Here is an 18,756-nt window from a genome sequence, read left to right on the forward strand (position 1 = left end):
ACAAATATAGCAAGATAAGACAACGCGGGGGACATGTGCACTCGACTTCGTACCAGAATCAGACGCGCCCGGCGCGAAGCAGAATAAAAATTGAATTTAATTTTCGTCGCAAAGCAGTTTAATCACTGATAGCGATATTATCCTGCTGCGCCACAGGCATTTCCCCCTCCTTCAGGCACTCCTTCCTGGCATACATCCCCATATCAGTACAGTCGCGTGCTCATTGAATGAGTGTGTGACAAAAGATGACCAACAGGTCACGGAGTAAAAACATGAAACGTATGCTGTTCAACGCAACACAGCAAGAAGAACTGCGTGTTGCCATCGTCAATGGGCAAAAACTCATCGACATTGATATCGAGACCGCTGGTCGCGAATTACGTAAGTCAAATATCTACAAGGGTGTCATCACCCGCATCGAACCTTCTCTCGAAGCCTGCTTCGTCAACTACGGCGAAGAACGTCACGGTTTCCTTCCATTTAAAGAAGTCGCCCGCTCTTATTTCAAAGAAGGTATCGACGTCCGCAACACCTCCATCAAAGAAGCCCTGCGCGAAGGCCAGGAAATCATGGTGCAAGTGGAAAAAGAAGAACGTGGCAATAAAGGCGCCGCGCTGACTTCGTTCATTTCACTGGCAGGCCGCTATCTGGTGCTGATGCCGAACAACCCACGTGGCGGCGGTGTATCGCGCCGGGTTGAAGGCGAAGACCGTCAGGAATTGCGTGACACCATGGATAAGCTGGATCTGCCGACCGGCATGTCCGTGATTGCCCGCACCGCAGGCATAGGCCGCAATGTCGATGAATTGCAATGGGATCTGAACTACCTGATGCAACTCTGGCGTGCAATTGAAGGCGCTGGCAAATCCACGCCGGGTGCCTTCCTGATTTACCAGGAATCATCACTCGTCATTCGTGCGATCCGCGATTACTTCCAGCCGGATATCGGCGAAATCCTGATCGACACCGACGAAATTTACGAACAGGCGCAGCAGTTTATGAGCCATGTGATGCCGGATATGGTGCATCGCGTGAAACGCTACAGCGATGACGTACCACTGTTCTCGCGCTTCCAGATCGAACATCAGATCGAAACTGCTTACAGCCGTACCGTACCATTGCCATCCGGCGGCGCGATCGTTATCGATCACACCGAAGCACTGGTCTCGGTTGACGTCAACTCAGCACGCTCTACTCGCGGTGGTGACATCGAAACCACGGCATTCAACACCAACCTCGAAGCTGCAGAAGAAGTTGCCCGTCAACTGCGTCTGCGTGACTTAGGCGGCCTGATCGTGATCGATTTTATCGACATGGAAAACGCCAAGAATCAACGCGAAGTCGAAACCCGCCTCAAAGATGCGCTGCGCTACGACCGCGCACGCGTACAGATGGGCAAGATTTCCCGCTTTGGCCTGATGGAATTATCACGCCAGCGTCTGCGCCCTTCCCTGTCCGAAGGCAGCCACGTCACTTGCCCACGCTGCAATGGCACCGGCCACATCCGCGACACTGAATCTTCTGCATTGCAAGTCCTGCGTATCATCCAGGAAGAAGCGATGAAGGAAAACTCTGCGGCGATCCATGTTCAGGTGCCGGTCGATGTTGCTGCGTTCCTGCTGAATGAAAAACGTGGCGAAATCCTGAAAATCGAAACGCGTCATCGCGTGACGGTGATTCTGATTCCGAACACGCATCTCGAAACACCACATTACAAACTGGATCGTCTGAAAACAGATGATCCGCGTCTGGAAGAACATCACGCCAGCTACGCCATGGCAGAGCAGGCAGATACTGATATCGGCTACAGCAAACGCCAGAAAGAAGATATCAAACCACGTCAGGAAGCTGTCGTGAAAAGTATCACGCCTGATCAGGCGCCTATCGTTGAACGCAAAGAGGTAACGACTACGGTTGCAGTTGCAGCGCCTGCGCCAGGCTTCTTCAGCAAGGTAATGGGCTTCCTGTTCGGCAAATCAGAAGCGCCAGCCACAGTCGAAACACCTGTCGTCAACGAAGATAAATCGGCTGAGCGCGACCGTAATGGCCGTAACGCACGCAACAATCCACGCAATCGCAACCGTCGCAATCGCGACCGCGATGAACGTGAAGATCGCCCGACCAACGCAAATGGCCGTAACGACAAAGTTGAAAAAGCGGATAGCGACAAACCAGCGATAACGCAAGAATCGACACGCCCCCCAAAGCAAGCGAAGCAAGCCCGTGAACCACGCGAGCCACGTGAGCCGAAAGAAGGCCAGGAAGGTCGCCGCGAACGTCAGCAACGTCAGCGCGAAGAACGCAAAGAAGCACTGACAGCCGATGCGAAGACCGACGATCTGATTCAGAAGCATCTTGATCCGGTGCCAGTGCAAGTTGTTCCGGAAGCCGCGCCCGTCAATGGTGTCGAACCTGTTGCTGACAACGAGAATGCGGAGCAAAGCGAAGAGCGCCGTCGTCGTCGCCGTCGTGGTGGCCGCAACCGCAATCGCCGTGATCGCGAACCAGGTGAATTGAATGAGCAAGGCGAAGTGATTGCTGAATCTGGCACAGAAGCCTTTGTCCCGGTCGCTACCGAAGCAGGCAGTGAAGTTGCACCGGTAACGATAGTGACGCCGGCACCTGTCATCGAAGCAGTTGCACCTGCAGTTGTACCTGTTGTACCTGTTACAACTGCAGCAGCAGCTATCGCAGCAACTCCAGTTGTTCAGTCTGTTCAGGAAGCGCCTGCCGTATCAGTTGCTCCAGCGCCTGCACCAGCGCCGGTCACAGAAGCTGGCAGCGCACCAGTTGCACCTGCATCGGTCGATGTTGTTAATGTTGCTGCTGCGCCGGTTGAGATTGCCGAAGTAAAAGCAGCACCTGCTTCTGCACCAGCAGAAGTCGTGGCGCCGGCAGTGATCGCACCGGTAGTAACCGCAGCAGTAGCAACGCAGACTGAAGTGGTAGCAGTTGCGGCTGAACCAACACCAGCCGTCGTTACCAGCGTTGAGCCTGTAGCAGTTGTCGCAACAGAAGCAGCTGAAACAGCAAAAGCAGTAACAGCAGCAGAAGTACCGGCAGCACCAGTAGCGCCAACGCTGGTCGAATCTGCTCCGGCAGCGGTGGCAGCAACACCAGCAACAGTCCGCACCAAGCCTGCAGCAGCAAGCATGCCTGTTGAAGAACTGAAGCAAATGCTGAGCGCAGCAGGTCTGGAGCTGGCCGTGACCAACCCTGAGAAGCTGCGTGCAGCGCAGGACAGCGTCAGTCAGACAACAGCGCCGGCACGTGTGCCACGCGAACGCAAGCCATTGCCTCCGGCATCGACTGAGCCTTTGGTCTTGGTTGAAACGCGCCATTAATCGGAAACGCAACATAACGCGGTTATCCAACGCTGATATGCGGCGTTACACAAAGTCGGCAAACTCAAAAAGTTTGCCGACTTTTTTACTTTTATTGGATACTCCCCCCATTATTTAGATAAATCGGGCTATCCTCAGCATGTTTAAAGGGCTTGTAAATATACTCCCGGGAGTATATTTATCCCGATAATCAGGCATTTTTACACCGTGCGTCGCGACAACTGCATGCTGACGCGAAATCACCGCCCCGATGCAATCTTAAGCATTCAACCCTCACCAGCCAACATCAATATCAACGCCATGGAACCGACCACCCATCCTGATCAGGCTATTTCTCTCAAAACGGCATTCTGGTACTGGCTGAAATTAGGTTTTATCAGTTTCGGTGGTCCAGCCGGACAAATAGCGATGATGCATGCAGAACTGGTCGATCAGCGACGCTGGATTTCCGAGCGACGTTTTTTACACGCACTCAACTACTGCATGCTGCTGCCGGGGCCGGAAGCCACGCAACTGGCGGTATACATCGGCTGGCTGATGCACAGAACCATAGGCGGGCTGATGGCGGGTATCTTGTTTATCCTGCCCAGCCTGTTTATTTTGATTGGTCTGTCGTGGGCGTATATGGTGTTCGGCAAACACCATATCGTTTCCGGCGTGTTGTATGGGATTAAACCGGCGATCGTCGCGATTGTGCTGGCAGCAGCCTGGCGTATCGGCAGCCGCAGCCTGCGCACGCATTTCCTGAAAGGGATTGCCGCCTGCGCTTTCATTGCCATCACCGTGCTTAAGCTGCCCTTCCCCGCCATCGTTCTGCTCGCCGCGTGCGCTGGCGCCTTGTTCAGACAACATTGTCAGTTACCACCGTCACACGCAGCGGCAGACAGCGGACAAAGAACCCATCCACGCGCGCTGATCGACGATGACACGCCAACGCCGGAGCATGCACGTTTTTCACTGCGCCATCTGATACTGGTTGCTCTCGCTGGCCTGGTATTGTGCGCTGGCGGCTGGAGCCTGATTGCTTATGCGACGGGCTGGCACAATCCATTGACCGAGATGGCATGGTTATTCACGAAAACAGCATTGCTGAGTTTCGGCGGTGCCTACGCCGTGCTACCGTATGTTTTTCAGTCAGCGGTCGATCATTTTCAATGGCTGAGCGCGGCGCAAATGATGGATGGTCTGGCGCTCGGTGAAACCACGCCGGGACCGCTGATTATGGTGGTGGCCTTTGTCGGCTTCGTCAGTGGCTGGAATCAAATGCCGCTGGGCGCAGAAAGCCAGTTACTGGCCGGATTGCTGGGCGCCTGTATCGCTTTTTTCTTCACCTTTCTACCGTCGTTTATTTTTATTCTGGCCGGTGGCCCACTGGTTGAATCGACCCGCAACCAACTGCGCTTCACCGCGCCGCTGAGTGCTATTTCAGCCGCGGTGGTCGGCGTGATCGTCAGCCTGGCAGTATTCTTTGCGAGCCACGTTTTTTATACTGAGCAACAACAATGGGATGTACCCGCCATCGCCTTAACGCTGCTCGCCTGTATCCTCGTATTTCGCTTCAAACCCGGCACAATAACTTTGCTGGCCATATTTGGCGTGCTTGGCTTGTTGTGCCAAAAATTGATCTGAATCTACCTGAAACAAGCGGGGAGAAATCTTATTTTCGTTCTCATGGTATTGTCTCGGCTTATGCAAAAAACAGTCTGAGCTAGCACTTCAATGACGGAAAAATTTATCCCCCTGACCGACCTGAGACAGCAGTTATCGCAACTGAAAATACCGACCCAGCTCGTCGAGCCTGACGGTTTTCTCAGCGATACGCTGGCGCGGCCATTGCACGATTTACGCATTTCGGTCACAGATCGCTGCAACTTCCGTTGCGTGTACTGCATGCCAAAAGAAGTCTTCGATAAAGACTATCAATATCTGCCGCACACATCATTACTGAGTTTTGAAGAAATTACCCGCATTGCGCGCATTTTCATTGCACATGGCGTCAAAAAAATTCGCCTGACCGGGGGCGAACCCCTGCTCAGAAAAAATATAGAAAGACTAGTCGGGATGCTGGCTAATCTACGCACGGTCGATGGCAGCCCACCCGATCTGACGCTGACAACCAATGGCTCGCTACTTACAAAAAAAGCGCAAAGCCTGAAAGATGCCGGATTAAATCGCGTAACGGTGTCACTCGACTCGCTGGACGACGTCATTTTCAAACGTATGAACGATGTCGATTTTTCTGTCGCGCAGGTACTCGATGGCATCGATGCTGCGCAGGCGGCGGGGCTAGGCCCGATCAAAATCAACATGGTCGTCAAGGCGGGAGTCAACGACCATGAAGTCGCGGCCATGGCACGCTATTTCAAAGACACGCCTCATATACTGCGCTTCATTGAATACATGGACGTCGGCGCGTCGAACGGCTGGAAACTGGATGAAGTTATCCCATCGGCGCAGATCGTTCAGCGAATTCAGGATGCCGGCATGCCGCTCAAGGCCATGGCCGCTAACTACACAGGGGAAACCGCAGAACGCTGGCAGCATCTGGGAAGCGAGAGCGAAATCGGCGTCATTTCCAGCGTCACCCATGCGTTCTGCCAAGATTGCAGCCGTGTGCGCTTATCCACCGAGGGTAAGTTGTACACCTGCCTGTTTGCCACCCACGGCCATGATTTGCGGGCATTGTTGCGCGACCCGGCGAACCATTCCGACCTCGCGATTGCCAATGTCGTCGCCAGCATCTGGCAAGCGAGAAGTGATCGTTATTCCGAACTGCGCAGCCAACAAACGGATGCCGATCAGGAACAGCGTAAAAAGATAGAAATGTCGTACATCGGCGGCTGACTGGCAACGGCTCTGCTTGAAAAGCAGCAATGCGGCAGATCCGTCCAAAAAATCAGCGCCACAATAAACAAACACTTCAGAGTAAAGACAAACAACATGACTGGCATAGACAAACAACTGATCACCGGCTTGATTCTGGCCGGCGGACGTGGCACCCGCATGGGCCAGGTCGATAAGGGCTTACAGAGTTTTCGCGGTGCGCCGATGGCACTGCATGCCTTGATGCGGTTGTCACCGCAAGTCGGCGAGATGATCATTAACGCGAATCAGAATCTGGCGGTCTATGAAAGTTTCGGCACGCAAGTCTGGCCCGATCAGATCGACGGCTACGCTGGCCCGCTGGCGGGGGTACAGACCGGTCTGGTGCATTGCGAAACACCGTATCTGCTGACAGTGCCATGCGATTCACCTTTTTTGCCAACTGATCTGGCCGAGCGCTTATCGTTAGGTCTGCTGAGTAATGATGCCGATCTCGCAGTTGCAGTCACCACAGAATATGAAGATGGCATTGCCCGCCGTCAGTCTCATCCGGTATTTTCTCTGATGAAAGCCTCGTTACTGGATGACCTGACAACTTTTCTGATGCAGGGCGGACGCAAAGTTGACGCATGGTTCCAACATTTGCGTATTGCTGAAGTCGTTTTCGAGGACAATACTGGCTTTCGTAATATTAATACCCTGCAAGAACTACGACAATTCGAGACCTGATATGACTCACGCTTCCAGCCCATCCAGCTTGCACGACATCGTCAGTTGTATGTCGGATTACGATCCGCATGCACTTCCCGTCACCAAAGCGCAAGACATCATTGCGCAATTCATCACACCGATTCAGGCAATCGAAAAGCTGGCGATACGACAGGCATTAGGCCGCGTGCTGGCGACAGATATCGTTTCCGGTATTGACGTTCCGGCACACGATAATTCGGCGATGGACGGTTATGCTCTCAACGGCAGCGACCTGCCAGCTACCGGCGTCCGTGATGTCAGAATAGTCGGTACGGCCTTTGCCGGACGAGCCTATCACGGCGACGTCGGTGCCGGAGAATGTGTGCGCATCATGACAGGCGCGGTCATGCCAGCGTCGTGCGACACCGTGATTCCACAAGAATTTACTGTAAATGCCAGCGACGACCAGGTCGGTGTTCCAGCCGGGAAAGTGCGTACAGGCGACAACCGGCGCCTGAAAGGTGAAGACCTAGCGAACGGCAAAACAGCTTTGCAACGCGGTAAAATTTTGCGCCCGGCAGATCTGGGTCTGCTGGCCTCGCTCGGTGTTGCCGAAGTGCCGGTACAGCGTCGTCTGCGCGTCGCTTTTTTTTCAACCGGCGACGAACTGCGCTCACTTGGCGAACCACTGGATGAAGGCTGTGTGTACGACAGCAACCGCTATACCTTGTATGGCATGCTGAGCCGTCTTGGTTGCGACATGATAGATATGGGCGTCATCAAGGATGATCCGGCCGAGCTGGAAGCCGCTTTCCGCTCCGCCTGCGAAAACGCCGATGCCATCATCACCTCGGGCGGTGTTTCCGTCGGTGCGGCCGACTACACCAAGCAAATCATGGGCAAGCTGGGCGATGTCGCATTCTGGACTATCGGTATGCGTCCAGGACGACCTATGGCGTTCGGCAAAATTCATTCGCAAGGGAAAAGCGCCTATCTGTTCGGCTTGCCAGGTAATCCGGTCGCTGTCATGGTGACGTTTTATTTCTTTGCACGCCAGGCTTTGCTGCACATGATGGGGGCAAATGCAGCACCGCTACCGTTGATTCCAGTCATCAGCAAAACCGCCATACGCAAGCGCCCCGGACGCACTGAATACCAACGCGGCATTCTCACGACGAACACCAATGGCGAGTTGGAAGTCAGCGTGACCGGCTCACAAGGCTCCGGTATCCTGCGCTCGATGTCCGAAGCCAATTGCATGATCGTTTTGCAGCACGATCAGGATCAGGTGTCGGCAGGCGACAAAGTCACAGTTCTGCTGTTCGACGGAATGCTATAAAACCATCATTTCCAGCTATTCTGGCATGAGACAAAGTACAATTCATTTTTCTATTTAGACGGAGATCAGAGTGAAAGCTTCAACATGGTTACTGGGTACATGTACATCCCTCGTTTTACTAAGCGGCTGCGGTGGATCTAAAGAGACGACGACCGTGCTTGCCACGGTCAGCAGCGTCGAAAACTCCCAGATTGCTTATCGTAAAACATACACGATGACAGTCAATGGCCAGAATCTGGATAAGGGAATTACTGTTGCTAACCCACTCTGCCTTAGCCTGACGGAAGTCGCAGGCGGTTCTGCCACAAAACGTACATTCACGTGCAAAATCGTCGGTGTCGGTACAGGCGTAGCAACCATCACCAATGCCAACGGCGGTAGTTTGTATCAGGCTTCACTGACATCCTCACTGAGCGCTCAGCCACAAGTCACGATGGGTACCAGCAAAGGTAATATCGTCATCGAATTAAATCCGGCCAAAGCGCCAGTCACCGTTGATAACTTCCTTAATTACGTCGAGAGCGGATTTTATCCAAATAAAATCTTCCACCGTGTTGAAGCCAATCTTGTGGTTCAGGGTGGTGGTTATACCTCTGATCTGCAACTGGCAACAACCTCTGCGGCAATTAAGCTTGAGTCAAGTAATGGTCTGAGCAATACCCGTGGCACCATCGGCATGGCACGCACCAGCGTCGCCGATTCTGCAACATCTCAATTCTATTTCAACACTGTCGATAACACTGCTTTTGATTACAGCAGCACGAATGCCGGTTATGCGGTGTTTGGTAAAGTCGTTGCGGGTCTGGATGTGGTTGATCTGATCCGCGTGGTACCAGTATCAACACAAGGTGGTTTGAGTAATGTTCCCGTGACTCCGGTCTTCATTACTTCAGCAAAGCAAACGCAATAAGATGCAAGAGTATGGATAGCTGCTGTATGCTATCCATACCAATAGCATTTCGTCGATAAATATCGATTAAATCATGTACGCATCACGTACAACATGGCCTTAGTTATTCAACCTGGTATGGGAGTTAATATGAAGAATATGTTAAAGAAATTGTTGATATGTGCGGGTTTTACTTTACTCGCAACTGGTGCCGTTCATGCTAAAGATGAGGTAAAGAAAGCACCAGCGCCAGCGGCGGCCTCTGCTTCCGCAAGCGCTAAAACTGAACTGCTCGACATTAACAACGCCAGCAAAGAAGAATTGGCAACCCTGCCAAAAATTGGCGATGTCCGTTCTGATGCCATCATCAAGGGTCGCCCTTACAAAGGTAAAGATGAATTGCTGACGAAAAAAATTCTGACTAAAGACGTGTACAACGGCATCAAAGATCTGATCATCGCCAAACAAAAGCCAGCTGAAAAGAAATAAGCTCTTTGTTCAGACAACAATCAGAGCATTATTCAACACTGCCGGAATCCGCTACCCGCTGCTAAACACAACGGGTAGCGCAATATAAAAATGCATCTATGTCTGCCTGGTCATTAAAATTTTCCATCCTGGCGCTTGCCGTACTCAGCACACAAAACACTGCCGCTGCTGACGAAAAAGACTATTCAATTACGGGTTTCGGCACCCTGGGCATATCACACAGCGATACCCGTCAGGCAGACATTGTGCGTGATTTATCGCAGGAATCCGGGGTTGGCTACACGCGACAGACCGATGCTGGTATCGACAGTAATCTGGGCCTGCAAATCAACCGCAGTTTCAGCGACAATTTTGATGCGGCAATCCAGGTCGTCAGCCGGAAAAGTGCAGATAATTTCACCCCCACTGTGACTTGGGCCTATGCCAGCTACAGCCCCGACGACAAATTTCAACTACGCGCAGGGCGTTTAGGATTTGACGTCTATATGCTGGCAGATTCCAGAAATATCGGCTACTCCTACACATGGGTACGACCGCCAGTAGACTTTTTCGGCAGACTCGTTGTGTCTTATTTTGACGGTGTTGACACAGTGCTGTCCCACCCTCTGGGAAATGGTAATCTCAAGGCGAAATTTTTTTATGGATTAGCACGTGAAAAAATTTACCTCGGGTCACCGGAAAAATACTACTCGCTGAATCATTCGGAGTTAAGCGGCGCTCATCTTGAGTACCAGCAAAAAAACTGGACAATCAGGGCAGGCTATTCTGAACTGAAACTCGCCGACGACTACCGGCCGTTTGAGCCCATTGTGGCAGAGCTAACATCCCCGTCAATCGCAGCAACCGTTCCGGCATCGTCGGGTATCGCAGATCAGCTGACTACGCATGGAAAAAAATTAAAATATACGTCAATTGGCGCCGTGCTTGACCATGGATCGCTTCAGGCGCAATTCATGCTGGGCCGCATAGAATCTGATTCAGTGCTATTGCAAAACTCAGATGCAGCGTATCTGACGATGAGTTACCGCATAAAAAAATGGACCTCCTACGCTACAGTTTCAGCTTCCCGCCAGCAAGGTGCTGATAAGCAAATAACGACAGACCCGGCACTGTCACCGCGTCTAAAGAATACAATCTCCGGAATCAACAAACAGCTGATACCAAACGGTCAGCAGACTTTTACCGCAGGTATCCGTTACGATCTCGGCGACAACGCCAATATCAAAGTGCAACTGGATCATATCCGCAGTCAGAAGCATTTCCTGGTTCGCAATCCACAAGAAGGATGGGATGGCCATGCGAACCTGCTGAGTGTTGCCTACAATTTTGTATTCTGAATCTGCATGCCATACCTGATCAAATTTTTATGTCTGGTGTTGCTGCTGATCAGCGGCAATGCATCAGCAGAGCTTGCTGTGGTTGCGAACCCCAATAGCGGCATAGACAAACTCAGCAAAGACGAAGTCATCAACATTTATATGGGAAGAACCAGAAAGTTACCGAATGGTTTAACCGGCATGCCCATCGATCTGAGTAATACCCATCATGAAAAAATGCAGTTTTACTCTCTGCTGGTAGGTAAAGAACTGGCAGAAATCAATTCGTATTGGGCCAGATTACGTTTCTCCGGACTCGGGCAACCGCCATTACAAGTCAACAGCATGGAAGATGCAATCAATCTCGTCAGTGAGAATAAAGGTGCAATTGCCTATATTGACAGTAAGAAAATCGATAAAAGAGTTAAACTCATACTCCTTCTGAGCAACTGATTCCCCTTCTGCATGCGCCAACTTATTCGAAATAATATCGCGATACGCAGCTCCCTCGCCTTGCTGGGAGTCAGCTTGGTCATCGGCATCTTTTTTTCATTGGCCAGCTATGTTTATTTTTTTGATGACGAACAAAAGCACACCATCAGCACCATGCAGGATCTGCTGAATTCGGCAGAAAATACCGCCAGCATTGCCTGCTACCTGTCTGACAAAAATCTTGCCAATGAAGTCGTCAACGGCATCAGTAAAAATAATGTCGTCAGCAAAGTTACGATTCATAGCGGGAAAACAACGCTGGCTGTCTCACAAAAAACTTCGATTCCCACATCATTTGAATTGCCGTTCATCTTCAAGCACTATCCGGATTTCATCAGCAGAGAGATTTTCTCGCCGTTCAATCCCAGAGAAAAAGTATGTACGGTAAACATGGAAATCAATCAGGCGACCGTCAACAAAAACAGTACCGACAAAGCCCTCTTTATTGTTGAATTGCTGCTGTTTCAGAATTTGCTGATCGCATCTGTTTTATCGTTGATCGTCTTCGTCTTTTTTACGCGCCCGATCAAAATAATATCTGACAGATTACATGCCCTGTCACCACAAAAAGGCGAGTTACTGAAACACCCTGAAAACAATAAGGAAAATGAATTGGGGCGTTTAGTTAACGACGTGAATCAAATTATCGCCGATCTGGTTTCGTCGCTCGACGAAGAAAAAAATCTGCGGCTTCAACATGCATTAGAAGAAAGAAAATTTCAAACCTTTTTTGAAAATGCTGAAACAGGTATTTTCAAAATGAACTGCAAGGGTGAACTACTCTCTTACAATCAGGCTCTGACACGCATGCTCAACATTGCAACTGACGACGGCGCACCTTCCGCGGCGCTGCTTGAGCTGATCAGCGGGCAGGAATTACGTCTGCATCTGATGATCGATGCGGCCTTAAATGAATCCCGGGTGGTATCGGAAGATTTTTGCATAGAGCCAGGCAGACTGAACGAGAAAAAATGGATCAATATTGTTTTGCATGTGGCTGAAAATGAGTTACTGCAAGGCTTAATCAACGACATTACTGAGCGCAAGTACAAAGAAGAAGCAGCGCAGCAACTGGCGATCACCGACCATTTAACCGGACTGAACAATCGCTTGGGCTTAGAGCGTAAACTCGCTCATCTGATGAAGGAAAACGCGCACGGGCATCCCTCTCCATTTTTTCTGCTATTGATCGACCTCGATAAATTTAAGGAAGTCAACGACACTTACGGTCATAAAGCAGGTGACATGGTGCTGATTCATTTCAGCAATGTCTTGACAAGCATATTGAGAAAAACCGACTTCATTGCCCGCCTTGGCGGCGACGAATTTGTCGTTCTGTTATGCGACATGAGCGATCAGGAGAAGGCGATAGAAATCGCCGGCAAAATCATTACCGAAGCATGTCGCCCTATCGATATTGGTCATGGAATCAGCGCAAGCACTGGTGCCAGCATCGGTATCAACTATGCGTCCGGGGGCATGTTTTCAGCGGAAAAATTACTCGCTGAAACGGATCTGGCCATGTATGAAGCTAAACAAAGCGGCCGCAGCGCGTATGCTATCGCCAGATACGAAACAAGCCCAGATCAGGCGCAATCCATCTGAGCGCGGGCAATTCAAAATGCAGCAGAATAAAAAGAGTTATGCTGCGAAATCGCTATTCTGAACTTAAATCATCTTCAGCAACGCCGAGCAAACTTTGCGCAACATCGGTCGGCAACGCCTCTACTTGCTTGAGCTTGCGCGTCATCTGACGAGTCCGGACTTCGGCATTGTCGATATTTTTCGCCGCCCGTTCCAGCGTCAGTTTGGTCGCGGCCAGTACATCGCCAAACTTGCCGAATTCGGTTTTCACAGCACCCAGCACCTGCCAGACTTCAGATGAACGTTTCTCCAGTACCAGCGTGCGGAAGCCCATTTGCAGACTGTTCAGCAAGGCCGATAAAGTCGAGGGGCCAGCGATAGAAACACGGCAGGAACGTTGCAATTCATCGGCCAGACCGGGGCGACGCATGACTTCCGCATACAAACCTTCGGTCGGCAAAAACAGAATTGCAAAATCGGTCGTCAATGGTGGCGACAGATATTTTTCGGAAATCGTTTTTGCTTCGCCACGTATAGCACGCTCCAATTCTTTACCGGCCGTCGCCACACCCTCGGCATCGGCACGCTCCGCGGCATCGAGCAAACGCTCATACTGCTCTTTCGGAAACTTGGCATCGATCGGCATCCAGACCGGTGCTTTGTCATCTTCCTTACCCGGCAATTTAATCGCAAACTCGACCCGTTCGCCTGTGCCAGGTATGGTTTCCACATTCTTCGCATATTGATCTGGTGTCAGCATTTGCTCAAGCACCATTTCCAACTGCACTTCACCCCAGGTGCCACGGGTTTTCACATTGGTGAGCACACGTTTTAAATCACCAACACCTATCGCCAACTGCTGCATCTCGCCCAGCCCCTGATGCACTTTTTCGAGACGATCAGAGACCAGCTTAAATGATTCACCTAAACGCTGTTCCAGTGTTGCATGCAGTTTTTCATCAACGGTCTTGCGCATTTCCTCGAGCTTGCTGGCATTTTCGATTTGCAGTTGCTGTATTTTTTGTTCCAGCGTCGCGCGGATTTCCGCCATACGCTGGGCATTGGATTCGGTCAGGCTGGTCAAGGTCTGATTCAGCGTGTCCGCAAATGCTTTCAGACTGACGCCCTGCTCTTCGCGCGCACTTTGGCTTTGCTGTATCAAGGCCAGACGCATCTGCTCCAACTGCTGTGCATTGCTTTCGCTGAGCTTGACTAACTGCTGGGAAAAACCATCGATCTGATTTTTCTGCAAGGTCGCCACACTGGTTAATTGTGTTGCCAGCCCCTGTTGAAACCGACTGAAATTGGCACCTAATTCCTGACGTGTTGCCAGCGCGGTTGACTGCACTTGCTCACGCAAAGAACGCTCAGTACGCTCCTGACTCAGCATTTGCTGTTGCTGCGCCTGCTGTAAAAAATTTTGCAGCGCCAGCAAATCCAATGTCGGCACGTCACTCTGCCCTGAACGATGACGCAGCAAGACGATCGCGGTTAAGACGATCAGAACCGCCAATGCAAGCAGAATCAGGATTTCAAATAAAGTCATGGATGAAAAATATCGACTACAAAAAAACAAGAGATACACCTAACATCAGGCGGCTTTTCTGCCTGAACCGCATTCGCGCTTAACCCGGTGTGTTGCGCATCCAGTCAGCGGTCTGATAAAACGACTGCATCAGGTGTTGTTGCAAGGGTTCTGCAATGCCGACATCCTGCATCGCCCACGCCATGCAACGCAGCCATTGATCGCGCTCATCACTGGCAATCGCGTACGGCAAGTGACGCGCACGCAAACGCGGATGACCGAACTGGCTGATATATAAATCCGGACCGCCCATCCAGCCGGATAAAAACCAGAACAGCTTGTCACGCGAACTATCCAGCGGCGTCGGGTGCATGACCCGTATGCCAGCAAATTCAGGCTCCAGCTCCATCAGATCGTAAAAACGATCAACCATTTCGCGCAATTTTTCAGCGCCGCCGATCAGTTCATACAGATTGGATTTTTCTTCTTCGATGTCAACGCTTGTCGTCGTTGTCGCCGTTGTTGTTGCTGCGTTTGCTGTTTGCTCGTCTTGATTCATTGTTCACTCTTTGCCACTAAACGTGTAAGTCACTGTTTTGCTGTTATTTTATCTGTCCGCCGTCAGATACGCGTCTGCGATAGGTTTTTATAAAGCCGGACGTTTCTGATGAACCCAGCTTTGTACTGAAGCACGCTGCCATTGATGCTGCGCATAGTCACGCAAACGCGCCGGAACTTCATCGCCATGCATCGCCAGACGATTCAGCATCAATGCCAGATCAGTATCGGCAATACTCCAGTCGCCAAACAGGTTTTCTGCTCCGGGTAGCAATAAGGATTCAGCAAAAAATATCAGACTGTCTGCCGCAGCTTTGGCTTCCGCCGACAAAGGAGGATACTTTTGTCCATAAAAATTCACCAGCGTGCTGCGTTCAACGCGAATCGGCATCAGATCGCTGCGCAGCCATGCCTGCACCTGGCGCGCACGGGCACGCAGTTCTGGCGACTTCGGATATAAAGCCGTCCCCGGAAAAACTTCGTCAATATATTCGGTAATCGCCGACGATTCAGAAAGACTGAAATCTCCACGCTCCAACGTCGGTACCCGCTGTGTTAATGAAATGCTGGTGTACGCAGTCTGGTGATGGGTTTTCGCCGCCAGGTCGACAGTCACCAACTCAAATTTCACACCTTTTTCAAGCAAGGCCACATAGGCCGACATCGCATACGGGCTGGTGTACTTTGCGTCAACGTACAAACGGATCGTGTCTTTTGTATTTTGGTTCATGCAAACTCCTTTATGTTTCGCAACAATCTGTTTTCACATTTTTTCTATAAATTTTGTATTTGCTATTTTGTCTTCAGGCTTCGCGCAAACTCAACAACGGCGGCTGATTCAGGACATTGCGCAAACCCAGCCAGCCGCCGATCATCGCGCAGATAGCGCCGACAAACAAGCCTGCGATCCAGACCAGCGGTGAAAACGTCCATTCAAAATTGAAACTGAATTTCGCCAATGTCCAGCCTATTGCCGAAGCGCCGCTGGCAGCGAGTAAACCAGCGAGGCCGCCGATCAGTAAAAATTCCACCCACTGCGCGCGCGATAATTGCGAACGGGTCGCGCCTAAGGCTCTGAGCAACGCTGCTTCACGCATACGCACGTCCTGCGAGCCAGCCAGTGCCGCATACAACACCAGAACGCCGGAAGCCAGTGTGAACATAAATAAAAATTCAACCGCAGTAATCACCTGATCAAGCACATCCTGCAATTGTTTGATCATCGCACCGACATCCACCACCGTCAGATTCGGGTAATCCAGCGTCAACTGATTAATGAACGCCATTTGCGATGGCGGGACACGAAATGCGGTAATCCAGGTTTGTGGCATATCAACCATGGCCTTGGGGTTGATCACCACGAAAAAATTCACACGCATGGAACCCCAGTCCAGCTTACGCAAGCTGGTGATTTTCGCCGTGGTCTGCTGTCCTGCGATATCAAACGTCAACTGATCGCCAAGTTTGAGCTTGAGTGTTTTGGCAATCCCCTCTTCCACAGATGCTTCAGGTGCCGTTGCATTGGCATCGTCATACCACTTGCCAGCGGTCAGCTTATTCAGTTCCGGCAATTCTGTCATCGTCGAGAGATTAAACTCTCTGTCCACCATGCGTCGCGCCTGATCCTCGACATAAGTATCAGGGCCAATCGCGTTGCTGTTCACCGCGATCAGACGACCGCGTATCATCGGGTACATGCGTGGCTGCCCAAAGCTCGCAAGACGCTGCGCGATCTCGTCTTTCTGATCGGGCTGAATATTGATGACAAACTGATTCGGAGCATCCGGCGGTGTCGATTTTTTCCACGCAGTGATCAGATCACCGCGCACCACAGTCAGCAACAGTAACGCCATCAAGCCCAATGCCAGCGAAACGACTTGTATCACCGTAGCACCCGGGCGCCGCTGCAATGCGGTGACGGCAAAGCGCCACGCAGAAAAATGAAACAGATTCCGCATACGTTTGAGCGACAGCACGCCCGCCCACGCAATCAGTGCAAACAACAGCATGCCGCCGAGGAAACCCGCCGCAGTCAACATGCCGAGTTTGAGATCGCCCGTCTGCCATAACAGCAAACCAAGAAACATCGCCAGACCCAGCGCATAGGTCGCCAGTGTCAGCGGCTGCGGTGCATCCTGTTCGCGACGAATGACGCGGTTGTGCGGCACATTGCGCAATTGCATCACCGGCGGCAACGCGAAACCGACAAGCAGCAACAAACCAGTCGCAACACCCTGCGCTGCAGGCAACCAGCCCGCCAGCGGCAGATCTTTGGCGACCAGCGAGCCCAGCCATTCCAGCAACACATAATGTCCGGCATAACCAAGCACGACGCCCGCCACGCTGCCGACCAGCCCCAGCATCAGAAATTCGATCAGATACATGGCGCTGACCTGATTTTGCGTCAGACCCAGACAACGCAGCATCGCACAGGCATCCAGATGGCGCAGCATGAAACGCCGTGCGGCCATCGCAATCGCCACTGCCGCCAGCATCGCCGACAACAGACTCACCAGCGATAAAAACTGCTCAGCACGATCCAGCGTCGCGCGCATTTCAGGGCGACCGGAATCCAGCGATTCCAAGCGTACGCCTTTCAGTTGTTCACGTTCTATCGTTTGTTTGAGTTGCGTCTGATAAGCCGCAATCGCTTTCGCATCACCCGCCATCAGCAAGCGATAAGTTACGCGTGAGCCATCTTGTATCAAGCCAGTCGCGGCTAAATCGTCTAATGAAATCATCGCGCGCGGCGCAAAATTCATAAAGCCCGCGCCACGATCAGGTTCGTTCGCAATCGTCTGCGTAAAACTGAATTCCAGATCACCCAGCTTCAGTTTATCGCCGACTGTCAGATTCAGCGCCAGTTGCAAAGCAGGATCAAGCCAGACTGTGCGTGAAGCCGGAATATCCTGCGTCAGAACTTCAGCCGCACCTGACTTGTTTTGCGCGCCGCCAAGCTGATGTAATTTCAGATTGCCACGTAAAGGATAGGCATGACTGACCGCTTTCAAGGACACCAGCTTTGCTTGTGCCTGATCGCCCTCACCGGCAATTGCCATGCTGGGGAAAACGACAGTTTCTGCGATACGCAAGCCGCGCCGTTGCGCTTCGGTGCGCCATTCCTGTTTCACCGGCTGGTCTGCGCTGACGAGCAAATCCGCGCCCAGCAACTGATGCGCATCACGGTTCAGACCACTACGCAGCCTGTCGGTAAAAAATCCGACCGAAGATAAGGAAGCCACGGCAACCATTAATGCAATGATCAGAAACCGCAACTCACCCGCACGCCAGTCGCGCATGGTCATACGCCAGGATAAACCAAATATCATTCGCCTACCTTTGCCAGAAAGATCAACATCGACTACATCAGGAAAAACAACAATATCAACATCTCTGGCAGGTCGCTGAGCTACATAAACAGCGCCAAAAGCCTTGCCACACTGCTGACATGAGTAAGAATAGGGCTGACGCAATTTGCCCCGGTAAAACTAAAAAGCTTTTTTCTGCTTTGGGAAACATCGCTGGTAAGCGATGTCCGTTTCGCCAGCAGGCAACATGTTGCCTGAAACCCTGGCTACACCATGGCGACGAAGACAGTACGAATAGTACGGCTAGGAGCCATAACGCCGCAGGGGCGATTTTACGTCAGTCCTAAATAGGGAGTATCGACCAGAAATCAATTACTCCCTACATATTTAAATGGGGAT

The 18,756-nt window shown here is 51.5% G+C and carries 14 protein-coding genes; 10 read left to right on the forward strand and 4 right to left on the reverse strand.

Going from position 1 to position 18,756, the window contains the following annotated elements; all coding sequences use genetic code 11:
- Positions 1-272: 272 nt before the first annotated feature.
- The 10 genes from H8K38_RS14650 to H8K38_RS14695 all read left to right on the forward strand — a co-directional run bounded on the left by H8K38_RS14650 (position 273) and on the right by H8K38_RS14695 (position 12,987).
- A complete protein-coding gene (locus tag H8K38_RS14650) occupies positions 273-3,344 on the forward strand; it encodes an Rne/Rng family ribonuclease (protein WP_186885571.1) in 3,072 nt (1,023 codons plus the stop codon).
- 300 nt (positions 3,345-3,644) lie between these two features.
- A complete protein-coding gene (gene chrA / locus H8K38_RS14655; RefSeq protein WP_186885637.1) occupies positions 3,645-4,973 on the forward strand; it encodes a chromate efflux transporter in 1,329 nt (442 codons plus the stop codon).
- 90 nt (positions 4,974-5,063) lie between these two features.
- Positions 5,064-6,188 carry a GTP 3',8-cyclase MoaA gene (gene moaA / locus H8K38_RS14660; RefSeq protein WP_186885572.1) on the forward strand — a complete coding sequence of 375 codons (1,125 nt, stop codon included), beginning with the start codon at positions 5,064-5,066 and terminating at the stop codon, positions 6,186-6,188.
- A 96-nt stretch (positions 6,189-6,284) separates the two neighbouring features.
- Complete coding sequence (mobA, locus tag H8K38_RS14665; RefSeq protein ID WP_186885573.1) at positions 6,285-6,896, forward strand: molybdenum cofactor guanylyltransferase MobA; 612 nt, start codon at positions 6,285-6,287, stop codon at positions 6,894-6,896.
- 1 nt (position 6,897) lies between these two features.
- Complete coding sequence (glp, locus tag H8K38_RS14670; protein WP_186885574.1) at positions 6,898-8,196, forward strand: gephyrin-like molybdotransferase Glp; 1,299 nt, start codon at positions 6,898-6,900, stop codon at positions 8,194-8,196.
- A 70-nt stretch (positions 8,197-8,266) separates the two neighbouring features.
- Positions 8,267-9,106 carry a peptidylprolyl isomerase gene (locus tag H8K38_RS18735; protein ID WP_370587103.1) on the forward strand — a complete coding sequence of 280 codons (840 nt, stop codon included), beginning with the start codon at positions 8,267-8,269 and terminating at the stop codon, positions 9,104-9,106.
- Between the two features lie 129 nt (positions 9,107-9,235).
- The gene (locus tag H8K38_RS14680; RefSeq protein WP_222610864.1) at positions 9,236-9,574 is read left to right on the forward strand and encodes a helix-hairpin-helix domain-containing protein; all 339 of its coding nucleotides are present in this window, start codon (positions 9,236-9,238) and stop codon (positions 9,572-9,574) included.
- Positions 9,575-9,672: 98 nt separating this feature from the next.
- Complete coding sequence (locus H8K38_RS14685; protein ID WP_186885576.1) at positions 9,673-10,911, forward strand: porin; 1,239 nt, start codon at positions 9,673-9,675, stop codon at positions 10,909-10,911.
- Positions 10,912-10,917: 6 nt separating this feature from the next.
- The gene (locus H8K38_RS14690) at positions 10,918-11,343 is read left to right on the forward strand and encodes a hypothetical protein (protein WP_186885577.1); all 426 of its coding nucleotides are present in this window, start codon (positions 10,918-10,920) and stop codon (positions 11,341-11,343) included.
- A 12-nt stretch (positions 11,344-11,355) separates the two neighbouring features.
- A complete protein-coding gene (locus H8K38_RS14695; protein WP_186885578.1) occupies positions 11,356-12,987 on the forward strand; it encodes a sensor domain-containing diguanylate cyclase in 1,632 nt (543 codons plus the stop codon).
- Between the two features lie 52 nt (positions 12,988-13,039).
- Here the strand turns inward: H8K38_RS14695 and rmuC are convergent, their stop codons facing one another.
- From rmuC to H8K38_RS14715, 4 genes are all read right to left on the reverse strand, one after another.
- Positions 13,040-14,512 carry a DNA recombination protein RmuC gene (rmuC, locus tag H8K38_RS14700; RefSeq protein ID WP_186885579.1) on the reverse strand — a complete coding sequence of 491 codons (1,473 nt, stop codon included), beginning with the start codon at positions 14,510-14,512 and terminating at the stop codon, positions 13,040-13,042.
- A 79-nt stretch (positions 14,513-14,591) separates the two neighbouring features.
- The gene (locus H8K38_RS14705) at positions 14,592-15,050 is read right to left on the reverse strand and encodes a group II truncated hemoglobin (RefSeq protein WP_186885580.1); all 459 of its coding nucleotides are present in this window, start codon (positions 15,048-15,050) and stop codon (positions 14,592-14,594) included.
- Between the two features lie 87 nt (positions 15,051-15,137).
- Entirely contained in the window at positions 15,138-15,779 is a 642-nt protein-coding gene (yfcF, locus tag H8K38_RS14710) for a glutathione transferase (RefSeq protein ID WP_186885581.1), read from the reverse strand.
- 73 nt (positions 15,780-15,852) lie between these two features.
- Positions 15,853-18,378, reverse strand: coding sequence for an ABC transporter permease (locus H8K38_RS14715; protein ID WP_255422992.1), 2,526 nt, complete (start codon positions 18,376-18,378; stop codon positions 15,853-15,855).
- Positions 18,379-18,756: the final 378 nt, after the last annotated feature.

This window comes from Undibacterium sp. FT79W, assembly GCF_014284215.1.
Lineage (GTDB): Bacteria > Pseudomonadota > Gammaproteobacteria > Burkholderiales > Burkholderiaceae_D > Undibacterium > Undibacterium aquatile.

Bases quoted from the DNA above. Each gene is read 5' to 3' on its own strand.
- H8K38_RS14715 (WP_255422992.1), bottom strand. From the start codon at position 18,378: ATGATATTTGGTTTATCCTGGCGTATGACCATGCGCGACTGGCGTGCG.
- H8K38_RS14705 (WP_186885580.1), bottom strand. From the start codon at position 15,050: ATGAATCAAGACGAGCAAACAGCAAACGCAGCAACAACAACGGCGACA.
- yfcF (WP_186885581.1), bottom strand. From the start codon at position 15,779: ATGAACCAAAATACAAAAGACACGATCCGTTTGTACGTTGACGCAAAG.
- H8K38_RS14695 (WP_186885578.1), top strand. From the start codon at position 11,356: ATGCGCCAACTTATTCGAAATAATATCGCGATACGCAGCTCCCTCGCC.
- glp (WP_186885574.1), top strand. From the start codon at position 6,898: ATGACTCACGCTTCCAGCCCATCCAGCTTGCACGACATCGTCAGTTGT.
- mobA (WP_186885573.1), top strand. From the start codon at position 6,285: ATGACTGGCATAGACAAACAACTGATCACCGGCTTGATTCTGGCCGGC.
- H8K38_RS14690 (WP_186885577.1), top strand. From the start codon at position 10,918: ATGCCATACCTGATCAAATTTTTATGTCTGGTGTTGCTGCTGATCAGC.
- moaA (WP_186885572.1), top strand. From the start codon at position 5,064: ATGACGGAAAAATTTATCCCCCTGACCGACCTGAGACAGCAGTTATCG.
- rmuC (WP_186885579.1), bottom strand. From the start codon at position 14,512: ATGACTTTATTTGAAATCCTGATTCTGCTTGCATTGGCGGTTCTGATC.
- H8K38_RS14685 (WP_186885576.1), top strand. From the start codon at position 9,673: ATGTCTGCCTGGTCATTAAAATTTTCCATCCTGGCGCTTGCCGTACTC.
- H8K38_RS14680 (WP_222610864.1), top strand. From the start codon at position 9,236: ATGAAGAATATGTTAAAGAAATTGTTGATATGTGCGGGTTTTACTTTA.
- chrA (WP_186885637.1), top strand. From the start codon at position 3,645: ATGGAACCGACCACCCATCCTGATCAGGCTATTTCTCTCAAAACGGCA.
- H8K38_RS14650 (WP_186885571.1), top strand. From the start codon at position 273: ATGAAACGTATGCTGTTCAACGCAACACAGCAAGAAGAACTGCGTGTT.